15 protein-coding genes and 1 pseudogene are annotated in these 20764 nt (G+C 70.7%); 7 read left to right on the forward strand and 9 right to left on the reverse strand.

The features are described from left to right. The first annotated feature begins 312 nt into the window (after positions 1–312). Positions 313–1437 (forward strand): acyltransferase family protein, encoded by a 1125-nt coding sequence (locus ACIF80_RS16440; RefSeq protein ID WP_399805296.1) that lies wholly within the window; start codon positions 313–315, stop codon positions 1435–1437. An 88-nt stretch (positions 1438–1525) separates the two neighbouring features. Here ACIF80_RS16440 and ACIF80_RS16445 read toward each other — a convergent pair whose 3' ends face one another. The 5 genes from ACIF80_RS16445 to ACIF80_RS16465 form a co-directional block, all read right to left on the reverse strand. Beyond that, positions 1526–2626 carry an NAD(P)-dependent alcohol dehydrogenase gene (locus tag ACIF80_RS16445; protein WP_399804864.1) on the reverse strand — a complete coding sequence of 367 codons (1101 nt, stop codon included), beginning with the start codon at positions 2624–2626 and terminating at the stop codon, positions 1526–1528. A 713-nt stretch (positions 2627–3339) separates the two neighbouring features. After that, positions 3340–6066 (reverse strand): cation-translocating P-type ATPase, encoded by a 2727-nt coding sequence (locus ACIF80_RS16450; protein ID WP_399804867.1) that lies wholly within the window; start codon positions 6064–6066, stop codon positions 3340–3342. A gap of 498 nt (positions 6067–6564) precedes the next feature. Then, positions 6565–7329, reverse strand: coding sequence for an RNA polymerase subunit sigma (locus ACIF80_RS16455; protein WP_399804869.1), 765 nt, complete (start codon positions 7327–7329; stop codon positions 6565–6567). Positions 7330–7632: 303 nt separating this feature from the next. Further along, positions 7633–8376 carry an SDR family oxidoreductase gene (locus ACIF80_RS16460; RefSeq protein WP_399804873.1) on the reverse strand — a complete coding sequence of 248 codons (744 nt, stop codon included), beginning with the start codon at positions 8374–8376 and terminating at the stop codon, positions 7633–7635. Positions 8377–8542: 166 nt separating this feature from the next. Continuing rightward, positions 8543–9439 carry an RNA polymerase sigma-70 factor gene (locus ACIF80_RS16465; RefSeq protein WP_399804875.1) on the reverse strand — a complete coding sequence of 299 codons (897 nt, stop codon included), beginning with the start codon at positions 9437–9439 and terminating at the stop codon, positions 8543–8545. 243 nt (positions 9440–9682) lie between these two features. Here ACIF80_RS16465 and ACIF80_RS16470 point away from each other — a divergent pair. Continuing rightward, positions 9683–10557: pseudogene (locus tag ACIF80_RS16470) on the forward strand (alpha/beta fold hydrolase). Between the two features lie 17 nt (positions 10558–10574). On the opposite strand, the gene ACIF80_RS16475 reads toward ACIF80_RS16470, so the two are convergent. Both ACIF80_RS16475 and ACIF80_RS16480 read right to left on the reverse strand, forming a co-directional pair. After that, entirely contained in the window at positions 10575–11288 is a 714-nt protein-coding gene (locus tag ACIF80_RS16475) for a hypothetical protein (protein WP_399804877.1), read from the reverse strand. Between the two features lie 242 nt (positions 11289–11530). Next, positions 11531–12184 carry an FG-GAP repeat protein gene (locus tag ACIF80_RS16480; RefSeq protein ID WP_399804879.1) on the reverse strand — a complete coding sequence of 218 codons (654 nt, stop codon included), beginning with the start codon at positions 12182–12184 and terminating at the stop codon, positions 11531–11533. A gap of 206 nt (positions 12185–12390) precedes the next feature. On the opposite strand from ACIF80_RS16480, the gene ACIF80_RS16485 reads away from it, so the two are divergent. Together ACIF80_RS16485 and ACIF80_RS16490 are read left to right on the forward strand one after the other, a co-directional pair. Further along, a complete protein-coding gene (locus tag ACIF80_RS16485; RefSeq protein ID WP_399804882.1) occupies positions 12391–12915 on the forward strand; it encodes a hypothetical protein in 525 nt (174 codons plus the stop codon). 484 nt (positions 12916–13399) lie between these two features. After that, a complete protein-coding gene (locus ACIF80_RS16490) occupies positions 13400–14614 on the forward strand; it encodes a PP2C family protein-serine/threonine phosphatase (protein WP_399805299.1) in 1215 nt (404 codons plus the stop codon). A gap of 32 nt (positions 14615–14646) precedes the next feature. Here the strand turns inward: ACIF80_RS16490 and ACIF80_RS16495 are convergent, their stop codons facing one another. Continuing rightward, a complete protein-coding gene (locus ACIF80_RS16495; RefSeq protein WP_399804884.1) occupies positions 14647–16488 on the reverse strand; it encodes a SpoIIE family protein phosphatase in 1842 nt (613 codons plus the stop codon). A gap of 568 nt (positions 16489–17056) precedes the next feature. On the opposite strand from ACIF80_RS16495, the gene ACIF80_RS16500 reads away from it, so the two are divergent. Beyond that, a complete protein-coding gene (locus ACIF80_RS16500) occupies positions 17057–18031 on the forward strand; it encodes a TIGR03557 family F420-dependent LLM class oxidoreductase (protein WP_399804887.1) in 975 nt (324 codons plus the stop codon). A gap of 360 nt (positions 18032–18391) precedes the next feature. Continuing rightward, a complete protein-coding gene (locus ACIF80_RS16505; RefSeq protein ID WP_399804889.1) occupies positions 18392–18961 on the forward strand; it encodes a hypothetical protein in 570 nt (189 codons plus the stop codon). Positions 18962–19437: 476 nt separating this feature from the next. Here the strand turns inward: ACIF80_RS16505 and ACIF80_RS16510 are convergent, their stop codons facing one another. Beyond that, a complete protein-coding gene (locus ACIF80_RS16510) occupies positions 19438–19731 on the reverse strand; it encodes a hypothetical protein (RefSeq protein ID WP_399804892.1) in 294 nt (97 codons plus the stop codon). Between the two features lie 76 nt (positions 19732–19807). Between ACIF80_RS16510 and ACIF80_RS16515 the strand changes: the two genes are divergently transcribed. Continuing rightward, a complete protein-coding gene (locus ACIF80_RS16515; RefSeq protein ID WP_399804895.1) occupies positions 19808–20635 on the forward strand; it encodes a restriction endonuclease in 828 nt (275 codons plus the stop codon). Positions 20636–20764: the final 129 nt, after the last annotated feature.

Raw genomic sequence — 20764 nt, forward strand, 5'->3', positions numbered from 1 at the left:
GCAGGCGTGCACTCGGTGCCGACACGGCGGGAATGGCCGAAAGTGGGCACCCGCGCCGCCGGTGGACACGGGGTCCCCCTCACCGCCACCGCGCACGATCGCGAGCGTCACATGTCCACGGGTTCGGGTTTACCCGGACGTCGGCCGCGGCTACGGTTTCACGGGTCACTACTCTCGTGTCACTTCCGCAACTCCTGTAAGAGGTGTTCTGCTCTGTCTGGGTTCCCGAAGGAAGGAATCGTGAACGAAACGCTGCCCTCGCGCAGCCCCGGGGAGACGGACGGGCCGCCGACGAGACCGAACGGAGAAAAGATCCGCACCGCACCGGCCGGCGGCAGGACCGGCGGGGAGGCCCGGTCGGCGAAGCCGCGGGACGCGCTCTTCGACAACGCCAAGTACCTGGCGATCGTGCTGGTGGCGGTCGGCCATGCGTGGGAACCACTGCGCAGCGAGAGCCGCACCGTCACGGCCCTCTACACGCTGGTCTACGCCTTCCACATGCCGGCGTTCATCATCATCTCCGGCTACTTCTCGCGCAGCTTCGACTGGAGCCCGGGGAAGATCAAGCGCCTGATCACCGGCGTCGCCGTGCCGTACATCGTCTTCGAGGTGGCATACACCTTCTTCACCCGGTGGAGCGACAACGAACCGGACCGCTCGATCAGCCTGCTGGACCCCCTGTATCTGACGTGGTTCCTGGCCGCTCTGTTCATCTGGCGGCTGACCACTCCGATCTGGCGGGCCCTGCGATGGCCGCTGCCCATCGCCCTCACCATCGCGGCCCTGGCCACCCTCGCCCCGTCCATCGGCAAGGACCTCGACCTCCACCGCACCCTGCAGTTCCTGCCGTACTTCGTGCTCGGCCTCTCACTGAAGAAGAAGCACTTCGAGATGGTGCGCCGCCGGGAGGTGCGCATCCTGGCCGTGCCGGTGTTCGCGGGCGCACTGATCGTGGCCTACTGGGCCGTGACGCGGATGAACTACGCCTGGTTCTTCCACAAGTCCAGTGCCGAGGATCTCGCGGCGCCCGCCTGGTACGGGCCGGTCATGACACTGGCGATCTTCGGCTGCTCGACGGTTCTCGTCGCCGCCTTCGTGGCCCTCGTCCCGCGGCGCCGGACGTGGTTCACCGCGCTGGGCGCCGGCACGCTGTACGGGTACCTGCTGCACGGCTTCTTCATCCAGGCCGCCAACCACTGGCACTGGTCCCACAACGACTGGTTCCACACCCCGCTCGGCGCCGTCACCGTCACCGTGATCGCGGCGGTGGTCGTGACCGCCCTGTGCACCGCACCGGTGCGGCGGATCTTCCGCGCCGCGTTCGAGCCGAACATGGACTGGGCCTTCCGACGGCAGACCCCGGCACAGGAACAGGCGCAGGTGCAGGCATCGAAAGAGATGCCGGTACCGACACCGGCACCGGACAAGTCCCGCTGACGCCCGAGGGGCGTACGAACCCCGCTTTCGCAGGGTCGTACGCCCCTCTTGTGTACTCCGCTGGTGACCGCGGGGCCGGACAGGACCGTCAGAAGACGACGACCGGTTTGATCGTCGCCCCGTCGGCCGAGTCGGCGAAGGCCTCGTTGATCGCTTCGAACTCGTAGGTCTTCACGAGCTCGTCGAAGGGGAAGCGGCCCTGCTGCCACAGTTCGACGAGGTGCGGGATGAAGACCTGCGGGACCGAGCTGCCCTCGATGACGGTCTTGAAGGTCCAGCCCTTCAGCAGGGACTCGCCTATCTCGAAGGGAACCGTCGTGCCCGCCGCGGCGGCGCCGACCAGGACGATGGTCCCGCGGATGGCGAGGGCGTCCAGCGCCTGGGTCAGCAGCCCCGGTACGGCGGTGGTGTCCACGACGAAGTCCACCCCCTTGCCGCCGGTGATCCTCTTCAGCTCGGACACGACGTCGGCGCTGCCGGAGTTGATCGTGTGGGTGGCGCCGATCCGCCGGGCCAGGTCCAGCCGGGAGTCGTGCAGGTCCACGGCGACGACCGTGGTGCAGCCGGCGACCTTGGCCGCCATGACGGCCGCCGAACCCACCGCCCCGGCCCCGAAGACCACCAGGGACGTGCCTGCCTCGGGCCGCAGCTCGTTGAGCACCGCTCCGGCACCGGTCTGCAGGCCGCAACCCAGCGGGCCGAGCTTCTCCAGGGGTGCGTCGTGGGGGACCTTCACCACGCTTCGTTCCACGACATTGGCGTGGGTCGCGAAGGAGGACTGGCCGAAGAAGTGGGAGGAAACGGCCTCCCCGTTCGACGAGAGAGCGGTGGTGCCGTCCGGGCGACGGCCGCCGAAGCACTGGTCGTAGGCGTTCTCGCAGTACATCGGCCTGCCGCTCAGGCATTGTGCGCAGACGCCGCAGGACGCGGCCGACAGGACCACGTGGTCCCCGGGCACCACGCTGGTGACCGCACTGCCTACCGCCTCCACGACTCCGGCGCCTTCATGGCCGAGGACGGCGGGCAGCGGCGTCGGATACACCTGGTCCCTCACGATCGCATCCGTGTGGCAGACGCCGGTGGCGACCATCCGGACCCGGACCTCGCCCGGACGGAGATCGTCCAGTTCGAGCTCCTCGACGGCAAACGGCATCGACTGGCCCCGGACTACGGCGGCGGTGACGTTCATGGCGCAAACCATCCCTTTCTGCGTAGATCCAACAGATAGTTGAACCGTAAACGAATTGGGGGGTGAATGCGAACCGAGGGTCCGAGGGCCCGGAACCCGCGACGGTGAAGCGGGTTCCGGGTGTTCGGCCGGTCCCGGCCGACGGCAGGCCTTCGAGGCCGTCGATGACGAGGCCGAGACCGGGGGCGGACTCGTAGGCGTGGCCCGGCCCCAGGGCGTGCTCCGTGAACACCTCGGTGAGGCGGGGGCGCCGGTCGGCGGGCAGTTGCCGCGTCATTCCGTCGGCCACGACGCGGTGCTGACGGTCCTGGTGCCCCGGGGAGTCCGGGGCTGCGCGAGCAGGACGGCCCAGGCGGTGCCCGGCCTGGCACCCGCGGGAGCGCGGCCGGTGTTCTCCTGCGGCCGGCACATCACACGCGACGGCAAGGACGTGCACCGGCTGGAACTACGTGTGCTCGTCGCGGTCTTCGGCACTCTGGCGAGGCCGGCGCGCTTCGCCGGCCTGCGCGACCAAGTGGAGGCGGTCACCGATGACGAACCGGCCCCGAGACCCCGGCGATCGTCGGCTGCCGGACACCCGCGGCCCGCACGCACGCCGGACGGCCGTGTGAACGCGGTCCGGGTGCGGGACCGCCCGGTCCGTCCGCCTGTCCCGCCTCCCTGCCGGGTCCGCCTGACCGTTCTTCCCCGCGGGTCGGTCCTGGGCGTCGCCGTCAGGCCGTCTGCCGGGATGCCGGCTGCTGCGAGCCGGTGACGCGCGCGCGGCGGGCACGGGCTCGCAGCACGGTCTTGAGCACTTCGCCGGCCCACAGGATCGCCGAGCCGACGGCAGCGCACGCCAGCCACTGACCGGGGGTGAGGTCGGTGGTGGTGAAGAAGCCGTGCAGCGCGTCGGTTTCGACGATGACGACGAGCAGGGCGATCACGGCCGCCGTGGCGACGAACGCGGAGCTGTTCTGCAGCGTTTCGCGGCTGAACACGCTGCGGGTGTCGTGCCGCACGTTGAGCAGGTTGAAGACCTGGAAGAACACGAAGGTGACGAAGGCCATGGTGCCCGCGACGGTCGCCTCTCCCAGTTCCGCCTCCGGGCCCGGAGCCCAGAACAGCACCGCCAGCGTGCCGGCCGCCATCACCGCGCTCGCCAGCAGGATCCGGGTGAGACGCTGCTTGCTGAGGATGCGTTCGTCGGCGGCACGCGGCGGGCGCTTCATCGCGTCAGGGTCGACCGGGTCGACGCCCAGGGACATGGCCGGCGGGCCGTCCATGACCAGGTTGACGAACAGGATCTGCAGGGCGGTGAACGGCGCCCCGCCGGCCAGACCGGTCAGTGAGGCGATGAGGAAGGTGGCCACGAAGCCCAGGGCGGTGGAGACCTGGAACCGGGTGAACTTCACGATGTTGCCGTAGATGCCGCGGCCTTCACGGACCGCGGACACGATGGTGGCGAAGTTGTCGTCGGTCAGCACCATCGTGCCGGCCTCCTTGGTGACCTCCGTCCCGGTGATGCCCATGGCCACCCCGATGTCGGCCTTGCGCAGCGCGGGGGCGTCGTTGACACCGTCGCCGGTCATCGCGACGACGTCCCCGCGGTCCTGCAGCGCCCGGACGATACGGATCTTGTGCTCGGGGGACACACGGGCGACGACGCCCACCTCGTCCAGCCGGTCGGCGAGGGCGGCTTCGTCGTCGATACGGTCCAGCTCGGCGCCCGTCACGGCGGCCCCGGGGATACCGAGTTCGCGGGCGATGGCACCGGCGGTCACCGCGTGGTCCCCGGTGATCATGCGGACCCGGATTCCGGCGTCGATGCACTCGGCGATCGCCGTACGCGCCTCCGGGCGGGGCGGGTCGACGATGCCCACCATGGCCGTCAGCACGATCCGGTCGAGGAGATCCTTGGGGTCCTGGGGGGCCTGGAAGCCGTCGGCGGGGAAATCCTCCATGCCCAGCGCCATCACCCGCATGCCCTGCTCGGCCAGCGAGGCGTTGCCCTCGTCGAACCGACGGCGGGCCGCGTCGTCGAACGGCAGGATCCCCTCCTCGCCCACGAGACGGTCCGCACGGACCGCGAGGACGTCGGGGGCGCCCTTGACGAAGCACCGGATCACCGCACGCCCGGAGTCGTCCGTCCAGTCGTGGAAGGTCGCCATGAACTTGTAGTCGGAGTCGAAGGGGACCTCCAGCCGCCGCGGCCGTTCCTGCCGCAGCCCCGTCACGTCGATGCCGCCCTTCTCGGCCAGGACCACCAGGGCACCCTCGGTCGGGTCACCCACGACCTCACCGTCGCGGATCACGGCGTCGGTGCACAGGGCCATCGCGGTCAGTGCGTGGTCCAGGGTCTGCGGCAGAGGCTGCCCGTCGGTGGTGCGGATCCGCCCCTCGGAGGAGTAACCCTCGCCGGAAAGGGTGAGCCGGCGGCCGGCCAGCAGCATCTCCCGCGCCGTCATCTGGTTCAGCGTCAGCGTGCCGGTCTTGTCCGTGCAGATCTGGGTGGTGCTGCCGAGAGTCTCGACCGACGCCAGCTTCTTGACGATCGCCCCCTTCTTGGCCATCCGGCCCGTGCCCATCGCGAGGGTGAACGCGACCACCGCGGGCAGGCCCTCGGGGATGGCCGCCACCGCCAGTGACACGGCACTGATGAACAGATCGCCGAAGTCCTGCCCGCGCACCAGCCCCAGGATGAACACCAGGGCGATGACCAGCCCGGCGATCAGGGCGAGGGTACGGCTGAGCGCGTCGATCTGACGCTGCAGCGGCGTCGGCCCGGGCTTGGCCGAGTGCAGCATGTCGGCGATGCGGCCGGTCTCGGTGCTCATGCCGGTGGCGGTGACCGTGACCTCGCCGCGGCCGCGCGTGACGGCGGTGTTCATGAACACCGCCGTCACGCGGTCGGCCAGCGGGGCGTCCTCCGCGACCTCGGCATCGGCGTCCTTGGCCACGGCCTGTGCCTCGCCGGTCAGGACGGACTCCTGCACCTCCAGGGAGGCCGACGTCAGCAGCCGTCCGTCCGCGGGCACCCGGTCGCCGGGCGCCAGGGTGACCACGTCCCCGGGGACCAGTTCGCTGGCGGCCAGTTGCATCAGGCGGCCGTCACGGCGGACCGTGGCGTGAGTGACCGTCATCTCCCTCAGGGCGTCCAGCGCCGCCTCGGCGCGGGACTCCTGCACGAACCCGATCGTCGCGTTGAGCAGCACCACCACCGCGATCGCGATCGGGGTCTCCCACTCCTGGGACACCACCAGGCTGACCACGGCGGCCACCAGCAGAATGATGATCAGCAGATCCTGGAACTGCCGGAGAAAGGCCCGCCACCGGGGCTCACGCGGAGCCTCGTCCAACTGGTTCGGCCCGTGCTCCGCCAGCCGCCGGGCAGCTTCGTCCGACGAAAGTCCCGCACCGGGGTCGACCTCGAGCCGGCCCGTCGCGTCAGTCGGGGGCAAAGCATGCCAGGGCAGGGGCGTGGCGGAATCGTCGGAAGGCACCATTGCTCCATTCTGCATGCGGCGACGTGACCGGGCATGCGCGTACAGGAAGAATCCGGAGGCCGGCCCGGGGCCGGGAGAATTGCCCGGACCCGCCCTCGACCGGCCCGTCCGGTGCGTTTGTTCCTCGTACCGGACGACGAAGCGGAGCCGGTCACCGCCCAGCCGGTCTGCCACCGGTCTGTCACCACCCCTGCCGGTGTGCGGCAGGGAAAGATCTTAATCGCTCTCTGCCAGGTCAGTCCCGGCGGCTGCCGGACGGACTGGCCCCAGGGGTGCCCCGATCCCGGCTCCCGAGACCGCCCGGTGCCCTCGCGCCACGCAATCGGCGGCGCCCTACGGGCGCCGGGCAGCCACTGCCGCCCCGCGAAGCCACCGGCACACCGCGCCGCCCGCGCCCCTCGGCAGGCCTCGGTCACTCCGAGGACCGGGAGGCGTCCTGGCCACGGCCCCGCATCAAGGGCCTGTGGGGGGATCGGGTCGGTTCCAGGGCCGGAGTTTGTCCGGGTTGAGAGTGACCCACACCTGTACGACGTGGGGGCCGGCGACGTCGAGGCCGACGACGGCGGCCACCTGTCCGCCGTAACGCACCACGAGGCCGGTCCGTCCGTTGACGGCGTGGACACACACGGTGGTCCGCGGATGCGGAGCCAGCAGGGCCAGCAGGCTGCGGGCAACCCGCCGGTCGCCGTGCACCGGATCAGCCGGAGCGCGGACCTTGCCGCCGCCGTCGAAGAACACTGCGGCGTCGGACGTCAGCAACGACGTCAGGAGTGCCGCGTCCTCCGCCATGCAGGCCCGCAGAACGGAACGGGCGACCACGTCCTGCAGCCGCGGCGGCGTCGGCCGCGAGCGCTGGGCCCGGCGACTGCGACGTGCCGGGCCGGCCGGATCGGCGCGCTCGGGCCGCCGCTGCCCGACGATGCGGACAACCCCGTCCGGAGGAGTTCCGAAGTCGTCGTCAAGGCCGCTCTCCTTCCCGCCGGGCAGGCCCGGCCGAGCCGGGCAGAGGGCGCCCGTGACCTTCACGAGCCAGGTACGAGGCACGGCGATCGCAGCCCGGGCCGGCCCTGGCAACTCGTACCACCGCCGGTAGGCCTCGTTGACGACACGGTCCGCACCGGTGCTGCCGCCCAGCAGTCGGCAGGCGACTTCCAGAAGACACTGTCGCTCGTCGACCAGCTCAGCGATCGGCATCCCGTCATTGTCCCGATCGTCCATGCCGGCCTCCTTCCTCTCGCACAGTCCCGTGCCGGGGCGGCGATGCCGTGGCCGGCGGGGCGCCGTCGGTACCCTCTGGCAGAAAATTCCCGCAAAGGGCTGGTGAGGCCGGCCGGTTGGCGGAATACGGGGCTGCGTCACCCAACAGGAACGTCGCGCCACGAGGCGGCGTCTGCTGAACCGGGAGAACCAGGAGAACCGGGCTGACGGAATCCCGTTGAACTCCATTGAATCCCGTGTATCGAAAGCGTCGGGGCGGCCCTGAACGCAGGGCCGCCCCGACGCTTCACTTCCGACGGTTCATCACTGCTGCGCGGCCCAGTCGGCGAAGCGGGTCTTCGCGAGGTGCGCGTCGGCACCGGGCAGGAGCGTGGTCTCCTGCAACTCGGCACCGAAGTACGGGGCATGCGGATCCGCCACGACCGTACGGGGGTCGTCCTTGTCGGCGAGCGCCCTGCGGATGAGCTCGTCGAGCCGGAACGTGTCGGGGCCGGCGACCTCCACCACACCGTTCACGGGTGTGCCTACGGCGGTGCGGCCGACGGCGGCGGCCACGTCGTCGGAGTGGATGGGCTGGATCTTGACGGGGGCCAGACGCACCGTGTCGCCGTCGGTCGCCCCGTCCGCGATGCCCTTCATGAACTCGAAGAATTGGGTGGCGTGGACGATGGAGTACGGAATCCCGGAATCCTCGATCAGCTTCTCCTGCGCCAGCTTGGCACGGAAGTAACCGCTCTCCTGGAGCCGCTCGGTGCCGACCACGGACAGCGCGACATGGTGGGTCGCACCGGCGTCGGCCTCCGCCTCTAGGAGGTTGGTGGTCGAGGTGCGGAAGAACGCCATGACGTCGTCGTCCGCGAAGGAGGGGGAGTTGGAGACGTCGACGACGACCGGGGCGCCCTTCAGGACCTCGGCCAGGCCCTCACCCGTCAGAGTGTTCACACCGGTGTGGGGAGCGGCCGGCACAGCTTCGTGACCATGCTCGTTGAGCCTGGCGACCAGCTTCGAACCGATGAGTCCGGTACCACCGATCACTACGACCTTCATGACGGGGATCCTCTCGGAGTTTCCTCGGGTGCGGCGGGAGGAGTTCTGAGAAGATCCGCCTGCTCGCACCGGGCTGCTCTGCCTGCACGAGGAAAGACAGGACAGCGACCGTATGTGTGACAGGCTATTTCCGTCCCGGCGAATCCGCAGGTTCCGAGAAGCCGGTTCAGCTGCTCAGCGAGGCGACATAGGGGGACAGCTTGTCCGGGTTCATCACCCACATGATCTGTTCGATCCCCTCGGCGGACGCGTCGACGGACAGGAGGGCCACGGCGTCCCCACCGTGCGACACGAGAACGGCCGGCCGGCCGTTGGCCTCGACCCACCGAATGCCCGCCTCGGGCCAGAACCGCGGCGCGAAGGCGACGAGATACTTCGTGACGTGCGGCAGCCCGACGACCGGAATGCGCGACGCGCCGCGGATCCCGCCACCGTCGGAGTAACTGACGACGTCCGCGGCGAGCACGTCCTCGAGCGCGGCGAGATCACCCGTCCGCGCGGCGGCGAGAAACACCTCCAGCAGCCGCTGGTGATCGGTCGCACTGACGCGTTCCCGGCGTTCGGCGGCCAGATGCTTGCGCGCACGGCTCACCAGCTGCCGCGTGTTGGCCTGCGACGTCTGCAGGATCTCCGCGACCTGCTGGTAGGGATAGTCGAAGGCCTCCCTCAGCACGTAGGCCGCTCGTTCCACCGGGTTCAGCTTCTCGAGGAGCAGCAGGACCGCCATCTCGAGGGCCTCCGCCCGCTCTGCTCCCATCTGCGGATCCTGGCTGGTGTCCACGGGCTCGGGGAGCCACGGCCCGACGTACGACTCCCGCCGGACCCGCGCGGACTGCGCGAAATTGATGGCCAGGCGGGTGGTGATCGTGGCCAGGAAGGCCGCCGGCTCGATGATGTCCGACCGGTCGGCGTTCTGCCACCGCAGCCAGGCGTCCTGCAGGATGTCCTCGGCCTCGACCGCACTGCCGAGCATCCGGTAGGCGATCCCGAAGAGCTGCGGGCGCGCCGCCAGAAACGCCTTCGTCGCCCGGTCGAGGGAGTCGGCGCCGGCCTCGGCATGCATGGGCGTTCCTCCTGGCTCCGAGGCCACCATGCTACAAGCCGCCGTCGCGACCTGCCCTTGGGGCCGAACACCGCGGCTGCAGCCCATTCCCTCTGTGAACAGGGAGCGTCAGCCGCTGTTCGGTGAAGACCCGGCCCGGACGACGTGCCGCCGACACCTCCTGGTCCTCCATGGCCGGCAGCTTGCGGCGCCGCCATGACCGAACACCGATGAGTTCCCGGCTCGGGACCGGTCCGCACCGTCATGAGCGCACATGCACAGACCCTCAGGACTTCCGAAGCCGACCTCGTCCACGACGTCCTCGGCCCGTTGCCGACCGCCGAGGACGCCCACCGCTGTTCATGATCGGCCAGCCCATGGACGCCACGGGCTTCCGTGCACTGGCGTCGTACTTCCCCGAGCGCACCGTGGTCACCTACGACCCGCGTGGTATCGGCCGCAGCGCCCGAAGGGACGGCCGGGTCGACCACAGCCCCGCCCTCCAGGCCGCCGACGTACACGCTGTCATCGAGGCACTCGGCGCGGGCCCGGTCGAGATGTTCGCGAGCAGCGGGGGAGCGGTGACCGCGCTCGCCCTGGTGGAAACGTATCCCGGCGCCGTGACCACCCTGGTGGCCCACGAGCCTCCGCTCATCACCCTGCTCCCCGACGCCCGGGCTGCCGTACGCGCCCGCGCGGCCGTGCGGGATGCCTACGAGGAGAAGGGCTGGGGCGCCGGCATGGCCGCGTTCGTCATGATGGCGTCCTGGCAGGGCGAGTTCACCGAGGACTACTTCGCCCGGCCCGCACCGGACCCCGCCGCCCTGGGGATGCCGGCCGACGACGACGGTTCCCGTGACGATCCGCTGCTCTCCGACCGCTCATGGGCGGTCAGCAGCCACCGCCCCGACACGGACGCGCTCACCGGCGCCCCGACGCGGATCGAGATCGCCGTGGGCGAGGAGTCCCTGGACACCCTCACCGGACGCACCGCGATGGCGGCGGCCGGGCTGCTCGGCCGTCGGCCCGCAGTGTTCCCGAGTCACCACGGCGGCTTCCTGGACGGTGAGTTCGGCCATGCCGGGCAGCCCGAGGCATTCGCGCGCAAGCTGCGCGAGGTCCTCGACCACGCCGGCTGACGGTCCGCCGGCCCGACTCAGGGGGTGCCCAGGTACGCAGTGGCCTCGACCTCGTTGAGGTGGACGAGGATGTCGTGCGCCTCGCCGAGGGCGATCTTGTACTCCGTGGGGTCGGGCCATCCGGCACCGATGTTGTAGGTGACGCGCGGCTGGTCCAGCCAGTCGCGCACGGAGCGGGGTGCGGTGTGCGGTGTGCGTGTCGAGGATGTAGTCGCGTTGGCGGGCCCGGTCCAGGGTGCGAGGTAGTCCTGGTTGTGCCAGGCGCGGTACGCGCCCTGGAACTCCTCACGCGCGATGTCCTCCAGGCTGCCCTCGCCGTTCACCACATAGTCGTCGATCCGCACACCGCTGCTCCAGGGGAGCTCGAGGGAGAGGGCCCGGAGGCCCTTCTCCTCGACCAGGTAACGGAAGAGCCGGTGCTTCATGCGGAAGAAGTCCCGCGACCCATGGGTGGCCTCACCCAGACCCACCACGTCGGCCCCCTTGACCATACGGCCCAGCGCGTCGAGGTCCCGCAGGCTGCCCTCGGGCTCAACGCTGCGGAGCGTGTGCGCACTGCGCTCGATGGCACGGACCACCGGCTCTCCGTGCTGCCCGGACCTGATGGTCTGCGGTGCCGAAACCGGAGCCGGTGTCTTCGCCCCCTCGTCCCCGACGGCCGGGGTGGTCAGGGCGACGGCACCGAGGGAGAGCAGGACCGAGGGAATGATGACTGCGCGGCGTTGTGTCATACCCCTGGATTTCCGTGCGCGCAGGGGCCTCACCAGCCCACACGCTGCCCGCCTCGAGGTATCGCAGGCACTACCACCGGGCGCCCCGACACCGTCGCGCACAAGGGAGCCGTGCCGTGCCGTCCCGGTTCGGACGGGCCGACGGTCAATGGACCGGGCCCGTCGGCAGGACACCCGCGGAGACCGGAGAATCCTCGTGCACCTGCGCCGCGGGGACGTGCCCGGTCCCACCGCCACCGACGTCAGCGATGGAAGGCCGAGCCGAGGCGGGCGCCGGCCATGGGCGCGGCGAGCGTGCCCGGCCCGAAGCTCACCGATCCGGTGGCGGTGATCCCCGCTGTGGTACCGGCGAAGGCCCACACGGCACCGGACCCGCTGTTCTCACCCGGCGCCGAGACGACGACGTGCCCGCCGACGACGGCGGTGGCGAGCCCGCCCTCGCTTCCCCACAACACGGTGTGCCGCCCGACGTCACGCGCACCGTCGACGTCCTCGCCGGGGGCTCCGGCCACCAGGTCGGTGAAACCGTCGCCGTCCAGGTCGGCTGCCGTGAGATGGCTGCCGAAGCGGTCGCCCGCCTCCGCCGTGCCCGGTATGCCGTAGCGGTTCTGGCTGATCAGCTGGTGCCTGACACCGTTCGGCCCTTCGGCCATTCCGTAGACCACGGCGGTGTACCCGGCCTCCGCCCTGCCGTTGATGGTGCCTCCCGGGGCGGCGACGGCCACGTCGGGGTGACCGTCGGCGTCGAAGTCGGCCCGGGCCACCGACGTGACACCGGATGCGACGGGACCGGACGAGAGGGCATCGGCACGGGACACCGCGGGCGCCGCCCCCGTGACGGTGACGACGGCTGCGACCGCAGTGACGGCGGACCGGTGCAATGCACGGGAGGACAAGGCGGACCCCTGACTGTGGGCGGGCGGCTGGCCGCGGCCGTGAGGGACTCGGCGACGACGGGACTCGCACCGCGGGCCAATGGTTGTAGCCCGCCGGAGCGCGGGGCGGCGCACGAGCACACTCCGCCGTGCGCCGTGCGTCGAGCGCCGCCACCGGATCGACCGGTCCCGACATCGGCCGGTCCGACGGCGGGCAGCATCGCGGTATGTCTGCTGACGCGACTCCCGTTCCAGGAGTACAGGTGTGCTCCCTCAAGACCGACACGCACCAGCTGATCCAACCCGGCAGCACGTACCGAATAATGAGGTTTCCGTTCGGTGCGGCGGAACCGGCCGACCGGTTCGCGATGCACCAGGCCGTTCAGCCCGACGGGTACGTGGTGAGCAACTGGGCGACGGACGACCGCAGTGGGCTGATCTGGCCGTCCAAGGCCGGCTGGGGCCATCTGTACGCCATGATCCAGTGGGAGGCGGCCGGTTCCTCCGGTGGCTACACCGAGCTGCGCGACCAGTTCGTACGGGACCCGTTCGGCCTGACCACGAACCCCAACGACACCACGGCGACCGAGCACCGCACCCCGACACCGGGCGGCCAGTACTACGCCAAGAACCACGGCATCTTCGTCGAACCCGGCACACCCCTGGCGTTGCGCGTCACGCACAACGACGCCGCCTCCCGGCTGGTGACACTCGCCGAGTTCAAACTGGTGATCCACGACGCGGCCCCGTAACCGGGCGTGCGCAGGCGTGTGCCAAAAGCGTCCCGTCCGCAGCAGTCACCGACGAGGACACACGTCTCCACCCGCGACGCGCGTCCGTTTCCCGCCCCACGAGCGCTCCGGCACAGGGTCGGGGGCCGCCCTCCACCCGGCGCGGCCCGTCCGCGCCGCACCGCCGACCGGGCCCCCACCTCCCTCGTACCGGTGGCCCCTACGGGATCGGCGGCTGCTCACCCACGAAAGCCCGCACACGGGGCGGCTGTCACCGCACACCACTCTCCTCGCGGTGTGCGGTGTGCGTGCGGAAGACGGCAGGGTGGGTCACGATGTTCTCGGATGCGTGACATCGGCACCACGCCCAGCGTGCGAAAAGAGGTGGAACACGGTGGCCCGGGACGACGGCCGGTGGCGCCCGGAGTCTCCACGCCCCGGCGAGGAGAAGCACCTGGACCGCCTCACCGAGCAGAGGGATCACCTGGCCGGAGCGCAGCAGCGCATGCGGGGCCTGCTGAGCGCGGTCCTCTCCATCAGCCGGGAACTCGAGCTGCCCGTGGTACTGCGGCGGATCGTGAGTACCGCGATGGAACTCGTCGACGCCCGCTACGGGGTTCTCGGCGTACTGAACGACGACGGCACAGTCCTGGAGGAGTTCATCCCTCTCGGCCTGAGCACCGAGGAGTACGAGGACCTGGCCGGATCCGAATTCCCGCACGGCCGGGGCCTGCTGGGGCATCTGATCCACCATCCCGGGCCGCTGCGCGTGAAGGACCTGACGCGCCACCCGGACTCCTTCGGCTTTCCCCCGGGGCACCCGCCGATGCGTACCCTGCTCGGGGTGGCGATCAGCGTGCGCGGCCGGATCTACGGCAACCTCTACCTGTGCGACCGGCGTGACGGCAAACCGTTCGACGACCAGGACGAGGACGTGGTGACGGCGTTGGCCGGTGCGGCAGGCATCGCCATCGAGAACGCCCGCCTCTTCGATCAGACCCGCGCTTCCGCGGAGCACTTCCAACGGATGCTGCTGCCGACGCTGCCCGACCTCGAGCCCTTCGCCGCGGCCGCCGTCTACCGGCCCGCCACCGCCCCCGGCCACCACCTGGGAGGCGACTGGTACGACGCACTGCAGCTCCCGGACGGCAGCTGCGCGGCCATCATCGGCGACGTGCTCGGCCACGACCTGGCCGCCGCCGCGGCCATGGCACAGATCCGCAACATGCTGCGCGCTCTGCTCTACGACCGCCGCACCCCGCCCAGTCTGGTCCTGGACCGCCTCGACCACACCCTGCACGCCATCACCGAAGCCCCGGTCACCACCGCCTGCCTCGCCCGCATCGAAGCCGAGGGGAACGGCTGGCGCCTGCACTGGTCGACCGCCGGCCACCTCCCGCCCCTGGTCTTCACTGCCGAGGGGCGCACCCGCTACCTGGATGCCGAACCGGGTCTGCCCCTGGGGGTGGACGAGGCGCTGCCGCGCCCCGACCACATCCACCGGCTGCTGGCCGGCGACACGGTCCTGATGTTCACCGATGGCCTGGTCGAACACCCTCAGCGGTCCCTGGACGAATGCCTGGAGGCGCTCGCCGCCCTCGCCTCGGCCCACAGCGGGCTGCCGCTCGACGCGCTCTGCCGGGTCCTGGCCGACCGGCACCCGAGCGACGGGCACGACGACCTCGCTGTCCTCGCCCTGCGCCCGCCGCCCACGCGTTGACGCCGCTGCTTCATTCCGTCGGGCAGCCGTCCTCACTCCTTTCGGAGGTCGCGTGTGGGGTCCTGCACCGGGGCATCCAGCTGGACCGACCCGGGGGCGGCCCGGTTCGGGGCGGCGGGGCTGTACGAGGACTGCGGGGGTGGTCGGCCGTCGCCGTGAGCGCCCGCGTCGGCAGGGCACAGCCGCAGGGCGAGCAGGGCGACGTCGTCGCCGCTGGGGTTGATGCGGGCCAGCAACTCGTCACAGAAGTCGTCCACGGTGCGCCCTGCCAGGATGGAGGCGTGATGGCGGAGCTTGGCCAGGCCGAGGTCGATCGGACGGCCCCGGCTTTCCACGAGGCCGTCGGTGTAGAGCAGCAGGGTGCACTCGGGAGGCAGGTCCTCATATGTGTCCGGCCACTCCAGCCCGAGGTTCAGGGCGGCGCTCATCCCGATGAGCGGTCCGTGTCCGGTCAGAAAGCGGGCGTCTCCCTCATCGGTGACCAGCAGGGGAGGAGGATGTCCCGCGTTGACCCAGTGCAGTCGCCAGGGGCCGCCCTCCGGGCCTTCGACCCGGGCGAAGACGACCGTGGCCATGGGGGCGTCGCTGGTGTTCGTCACCGCCTCGTCCAGGCAACGCATGATCACACTGGGTGGCTCCTGGTGGACCCAGGCCAGGGCGCGCAGCATGTTGCGGGCTTCGGCCATGTGGGAGGCCGCCTCAAGATCGTGGCCGACCACGTCCCCGATCACCAGGGCCAGGGCACCGTCGGAGAGCAGGAAAGCGTCGTACCAGTCGCCGCCGATCTCCATGGTGCTCTGCGCGGGCTGATAGCGGGCGGCCATGCGCAGGTGGCTCACCTGGGGCAGCGGGGCGAGCAGTTGGCGCTGCATGGTCTCGGCGACGTTCCGCTGCTCGTGGTAGAGGCGAGCGTTGTCCAGCACCAGGGCCAGACGCCGGCCGATGTCCGTGAGCAGCAGGATCTCGTCGTCCGTGAGGGAGGGGGCTTCACCGGCGCGGGCCACGGTCAGCATTCCGTAGTGGCGCCGCCGGGCGCGGAGCGGCACCACGACGGCCGAATGGCCTCCGAGCCGGTCGAACAGCGGTCGGTGGGTGGCGGCGAGCGGGGCGTCCGGGTTGCCGAGCACCTCACTGGCGCTCAGCCTCGCGGGCTCGTCATCGCCGGTGGCTCGCGCCACCGGTGGGCGGGACCTGGGTGGCAGCGGGGGCAGCGGCCCCTCCAACCGCCGCGCCAGCCGAGGGTGGGTGTGACTGCGCACGGCAACCCGCTCGAGTACTCCGGCGGCCCTTTCCCGCTCGGAGCGCAGGTCGATCGCGGCCCAGTCGCCGAGTGCGGGCACCAGCAACCGCAGCAACTGGGTGATCCGGCCGGAAGCGGCCACGGTGGACATCAGTACCGACGACACGTCCGCCACCAGGTTCAGCCGGGTGGTCAGGGCTTCCAAGGCCGCTGTGTGCGCCGCAGCCCGCTCCTCGGCGTCGCGGTGCAGGCTGAAGTCGTTGAAGACGACCACCAACCCGGCCCTGCGGCCCGCCAGCAGCAGGGGAGTGGTGGTCCAGATGATCGGCACGGTCGTGCCGTCGGCCCGAAGGAAGTGCTCCTCGCTGCCCTCCTCGGCGGATCGGCCACCGTCCAGACGGGCCAGCATCGTGCACTGGTCACGCGGCACCGGGCCACCGTCGGGACGGCGGTGCAGCAGATCGTGCGCGTCCCGGCCGACCAACTGCGCGGAAGACCTGCCCAGCAGCCGCTCCGTCCACGGGTTGACGAACGTGATGCACCCGGAGGCATCGACAGTGAACACGCCGGTGCCCAGGTCCCGCAGGACCGCGCACGGGAAACCCGGATCCAGCACTTCACCGGCCCCGCTCACAGCCTCTCCCTCGACGCCCGGGACAGCCGTCCGATGTGAGTCCACGGCGATCACCATTTCTCCGTAACCGTCCCCCCTGGGTACCCCACCTGTGCTGAAACGTTCCGCCCCGCCATGACCGACCTCATGCGAGCACGCGCCCGGCGCCGCGTAGTCCCGCCGATGGGCCGGGGAGAACCTCCGCCGGCGGCGGAACGCACCGGCGGCGGAACGCACCGGCGGCCTGAACGCATGGGCTCCTGACCGGGCCGTGGCCCGGTCGCGGTGCTGTCGGCGTGCTGTGGTCCCACAGAGGCTCGCCGCGAGCGCACGCCCCCTTTCCATGCGCCCGGTCGAGTGGTGTACCCAGGCACGCCCTGATCCGCCGTCCAGGCAGCCCGGTCCCGTACCGGGGCAGGCGGTGTCGGCGCGTCCACGCCTGCCCGAGAGGAAGGACAAGGCCACGAACACGGCCTCGGCACGCCGACCGCTTCCGGTCCCAGCAGGGGCGGGTACTCGTTACGCGGCGGCACCGGCGGGTACCTCTGAGCGGACGAAACGCCCACGGGGCATGAGGAAAGAGGAACACGTGAAGGTGGGTTACAAGCTGGCCGCAGAGGCATTCGGCCCGGCGGAACTGGTAAGGCAAGCGGTTCTCGCGGAGCAGGCTGGGTTCGACTTCGTCGAGATCAGCGACCACTACCACCCCTGGCTCGACAATCAGGGTCATTCACCGTTCGCCTGGACGGTACTGGGGAGCATCGCGGCCAAGACCTCACGGATCGAGTTGGCGACCGGCGTGACGTGTCCTACGGTGCGCTACCACCCGGCGATCATCGCTCAGGCAGCGGCGACCCTCGCCCTGTTGTCGGAGGGCCGTTTCGTCCTCGGCGTCGGCTCGGGCGAGCGGCTCAACGAGCACGTCGTAGGCCTTGGCTTCCCGGACGCGGTGCGCACGCGACATGAAATGCTCAAGGAAGCCCTGGAGATCATCCGATTGCTGTGGAGCGGGGGGTACCGTTCCTACGAAGGGAAACACCTGCGGCTGGAGGACGCCCGGGTCTTCGACCTCCCGGAGGAGCTTCCCCTGATCGCGGTGGCCGCCAGCGGCCAGGCGTCCACCCGCATCGCCGCGGAACTGGGCGACGGCCTGTTCGCCACCGAGGACAAGCCGGAGATCGTCCAGCAGTACCGTGACGCCGGCGGTACCGGGCCGGGGTATGCGGAGATCCCGATGGCCTGGGCGAGCGACGAGCACACCGCGGCACAGGCGGCCCTGGAGACGTCCCGATGGGCACTGACCGGATGGAAGGTCATGAGCGAGCTGCCCAATCCGGTCAACTTCGACGCCGCGACCACGACCGTGCGCGAGGACGACATCCTGGAGAAGTTCGCCTGCGGCACAGACCCCGCCCGGTACGTCGAAGTAGCGCAGAAGTTCGTCGACGCGGGCTTCGACAGGCTGGTCATGCAGAACGCCGGCCCCGACCCCGACGGCTTCATCGACTTCTACCAGCGCGAACTCGACGGGCGCATGCGGCAGCTGGAGCCGAACGGCACGTAAGCCTGAACCACACCACCACGAACCCGGCGGCGAGCGGTGCCCTCCGCACCGCTCGCCGCGCAGTGCGCCGTACTCGATCCGCACTCCTTGTCCAGCCTTCTGCCACTGTCTGTCACCCCGGCTGGGCGGTCCACCCAGCAGGTGGGAAAAAGTTCACCGTCTTCGTCCGGAGTGTTTGCCCCTGTGGCAGCGGAGAGACCGTCTGGATCTGCGCCTGGGCACGGCTCCGTCCGATGAACTGCTCTGCGCAAGGATGCACCCGCCCGGGTCAGCAGTGATGGCGGTGAGAGTGGGGCCGGGTGAGGGTGGGGGAGTGCTCGATACCCCTGTCGGCTCACCCCCTTTCGAAGGAGCGCTCTCGTGACCGAACGCAACACCTGGATCCGCAGCCTGCACGATCTGGGCCTGGCTGCCTGGTTCGGCGGCTCACTCATGGGCGCGGTCGGTCTGAACGGCGCGGCCAAGGAGGAAGGCGGAACGAGCCAGGACAAGGACCGGATCGCCTCATCGGGCTGGGCGAAGTGGACGCCGGTCAACGCCGCTGCCATCGGCGCGCATCTGTTCGGCGGCGGCGGGCTGCTCGCTGCGAACGCCCACCGCGTCGCCGCCCAGCAGGGAGTGGCCGCCTCCACCGCGGCCAAGACCGTCGTCACCGCCGTGGCCCTGGCCGCCACCGCCTACGCCCGCATCCTGGGCAAGAAGGTCGAGCTGGCCTCCTCGTCGGACCCGCAGGACATCGAGAAGGCGGAGCAGCACCCCATCGACATCGACAAGGCCCGGCGGCAGCTGGCCTGCGCGCAGTGGGCCGTGCCGGCCCTGACCGGATGCCTGGTGATCCTCAACGCCCTGCACGGCGAGCAGCAGCGTCCCGAGGAACAGCTGCCCGGCATGTGGGAGCGGGCCCGCTCCGCGACCCACTTCATGTCGTGAAGACCGTGGAACGCCGGCAGGCCGTCTCCCCCGGGTGAGGCGGTCGTAGACACGGAGTCGGCGAAGGGCGCTCGCCCTGTCGGCGCCGGTGGTGATCTCCGTGCCGCCAGGGCCCGTCCGGCAGCACGTCTGCAGCGGCCCGTTCATCGCCGAGGCCGCCGGAACCCGCTCCGGAAAGGGGCACTTCGGGGCCTGCGGCACCATGGGGCCTTCCCGTCGCGCACGGCGACGGCGGACGTGGCAAGGCCGCCCCGCACAGCGTGGGGCTCGCCGCTGGGCAGGGCCGCAGTGGGGAGGAGTCCCGCCCGTTCAGGGTGAAGCGGGCCTGGGACAGGAACGCCCTCTGGCCCTGTTGTTCGGAGCCGGAGGGCTTCTCACGTCCGGTCGGCGAAGTTGTTGTGGAGGGAGCTGCCACGGTCGCGTATCGGGGAGGGCAGGTCCTTCACGCTCCCGTCGACCGCGCGCCCGATCCAGGGCTACCTGCCGAAATCGCTCTCCGAGTCGATGCACACATGGCCGGACGGGCAGCCGATGCCGGTCCGCGCCGTCCCCACACCGGTCGACACGGGGGAGCCGCTCTCCCCGACCTCGTCGCAGGCCGGGGCCCCCGGGGCCCGCATCGCCATGTCCTGCGCGAACTTACGCCGCCGCACCCGGCCCTCCACCACCGAGCGTTCGTCCGGCAGCGGCTCTTCAAGCGGTGATGCGGCCGGCACAGCGGCGCGGGCTTCGTCGACGGTGGGGAAGCGCGGCGACCCGGGTGGTCGCACCGGTTCGATAGAACCTCCCGTACCTGGGCAGACGCTTCTTGATCTTCGTTGACGTCCTCGGAGAGGAAGCATCACCATGGCCGTACCCGCACGTGCTTCGCGTTCCGGGCGCCGCTCCCACCGGTTCGAACTCCGGGCGACGGCACTGTACTTCGTCCTTCTCGCCGTCATCCTGATAGTGGTGGGCACGGCTGTCCGTACCGCGACGGCCGCCGCCGAACGCCATCCTGTCTGGGCCGTCGCGCTCGTCCTCGTGGGCGTCAGCGGTGTCGTGGCCGTCTGCCGCAGAGGGCGCCGGATATCGGCAGCGAGGCTCGCGCGCCACGCCGCGGAAGCCCTGGACGAGGCCACGGAGACGGCGGTCGAAGCCCTCGACACCGCTCCACCGACTCCCGTCGCCGGTCCCGTGGCAGCACGGACCGATCCCTGCGGCGGTCGTCTCGACGTGGAACGGACCGTCCCTCTCCTGGACCCCGTGAACGAGGTGTCCGCGGACACCGGGGAGATCGGCTACGAGGAGCTGGACCCCGCCGAGTTCGAGCAGGCGATAGCCGAGCTGTGCCGACGCGACGGCTGTCTCGACGTGGACGTCGTGGGCGGGGCCGGCGACCTGGGCGCCGACGTCGTGGCGAGGACGCCGGACGGGCGCCTGGTCGTCATCCAGTGCAAGCGGTACTGCGACGCCAACCGAGTCGGTTCCCAGGACATGCAGCGGTTCGGCGGCACGTGTTTCACCGTTCACGAGGCCGATGTCGCCGTGGTGGTCACCACCAGCGACTTCACCGCCCCCGCGATCGAGTACGCCGAACAGTGCGGCATCGTGTGCATGGACGGTCAAGAACTCCTGCGCTGGCAGGACGGCGTGGGGCCGCGGCCGTGGGAGCCGGAGTTCGTGGCCCACTGAGGCGGGTGAGGACGGGCGTCCGGTGAAGCTCCCATGGATCGTCGAGCGGTCTGGGGGAGCGATCCGGCGGTGGGGGCATGGGAAGCAGGCGGCGGTCTCGCTTGCTGGTGCGGCTCGGCCACACGGCCA

The organism is Streptomyces sp. NPDC085927 (assembly GCF_044540975.1).
Taxonomy (GTDB): Bacteria; Actinomycetota; Actinomycetes; order Streptomycetales; family Streptomycetaceae; genus Streptomyces; species Streptomyces hirsutus.

Bases quoted from the DNA above. Each gene is read 5' to 3' on its own strand.
- ACIF80_RS16445 (WP_399804864.1), bottom strand. From the start codon at position 2,626: ATGAACGTCACCGCCGCCGTAGTCCGGGGCCAGTCGATGCCGTTTGCC.
- ACIF80_RS16455 (WP_399804869.1), bottom strand. From the start codon at position 7,329: ATGGACGATCGGGACAATGACGGGATGCCGATCGCTGAGCTGGTCGAC.
- ACIF80_RS16460 (WP_399804873.1), bottom strand. From the start codon at position 8,376: ATGAAGGTCGTAGTGATCGGTGGTACCGGACTCATCGGTTCGAAGCTG.
- ACIF80_RS16465 (WP_399804875.1), bottom strand. From the start codon at position 9,439: ATGCATGCCGAGGCCGGCGCCGACTCCCTCGACCGGGCGACGAAGGCG.
- ACIF80_RS16475 (WP_399804877.1), bottom strand. From the start codon at position 11,288: ATGACACAACGCCGCGCAGTCATCATTCCCTCGGTCCTGCTCTCCCTC.
- ACIF80_RS16485 (WP_399804882.1), top strand. From the start codon at position 12,391: ATGTCTGCTGACGCGACTCCCGTTCCAGGAGTACAGGTGTGCTCCCTC.
- ACIF80_RS16490 (WP_399805299.1), top strand. From the start codon at position 13,400: ATGCGGGGCCTGCTGAGCGCGGTCCTCTCCATCAGCCGGGAACTCGAG.
- ACIF80_RS16515 (WP_399804895.1), top strand. From the start codon at position 19,808: ATGGCCGTACCCGCACGTGCTTCGCGTTCCGGGCGCCGCTCCCACCGG.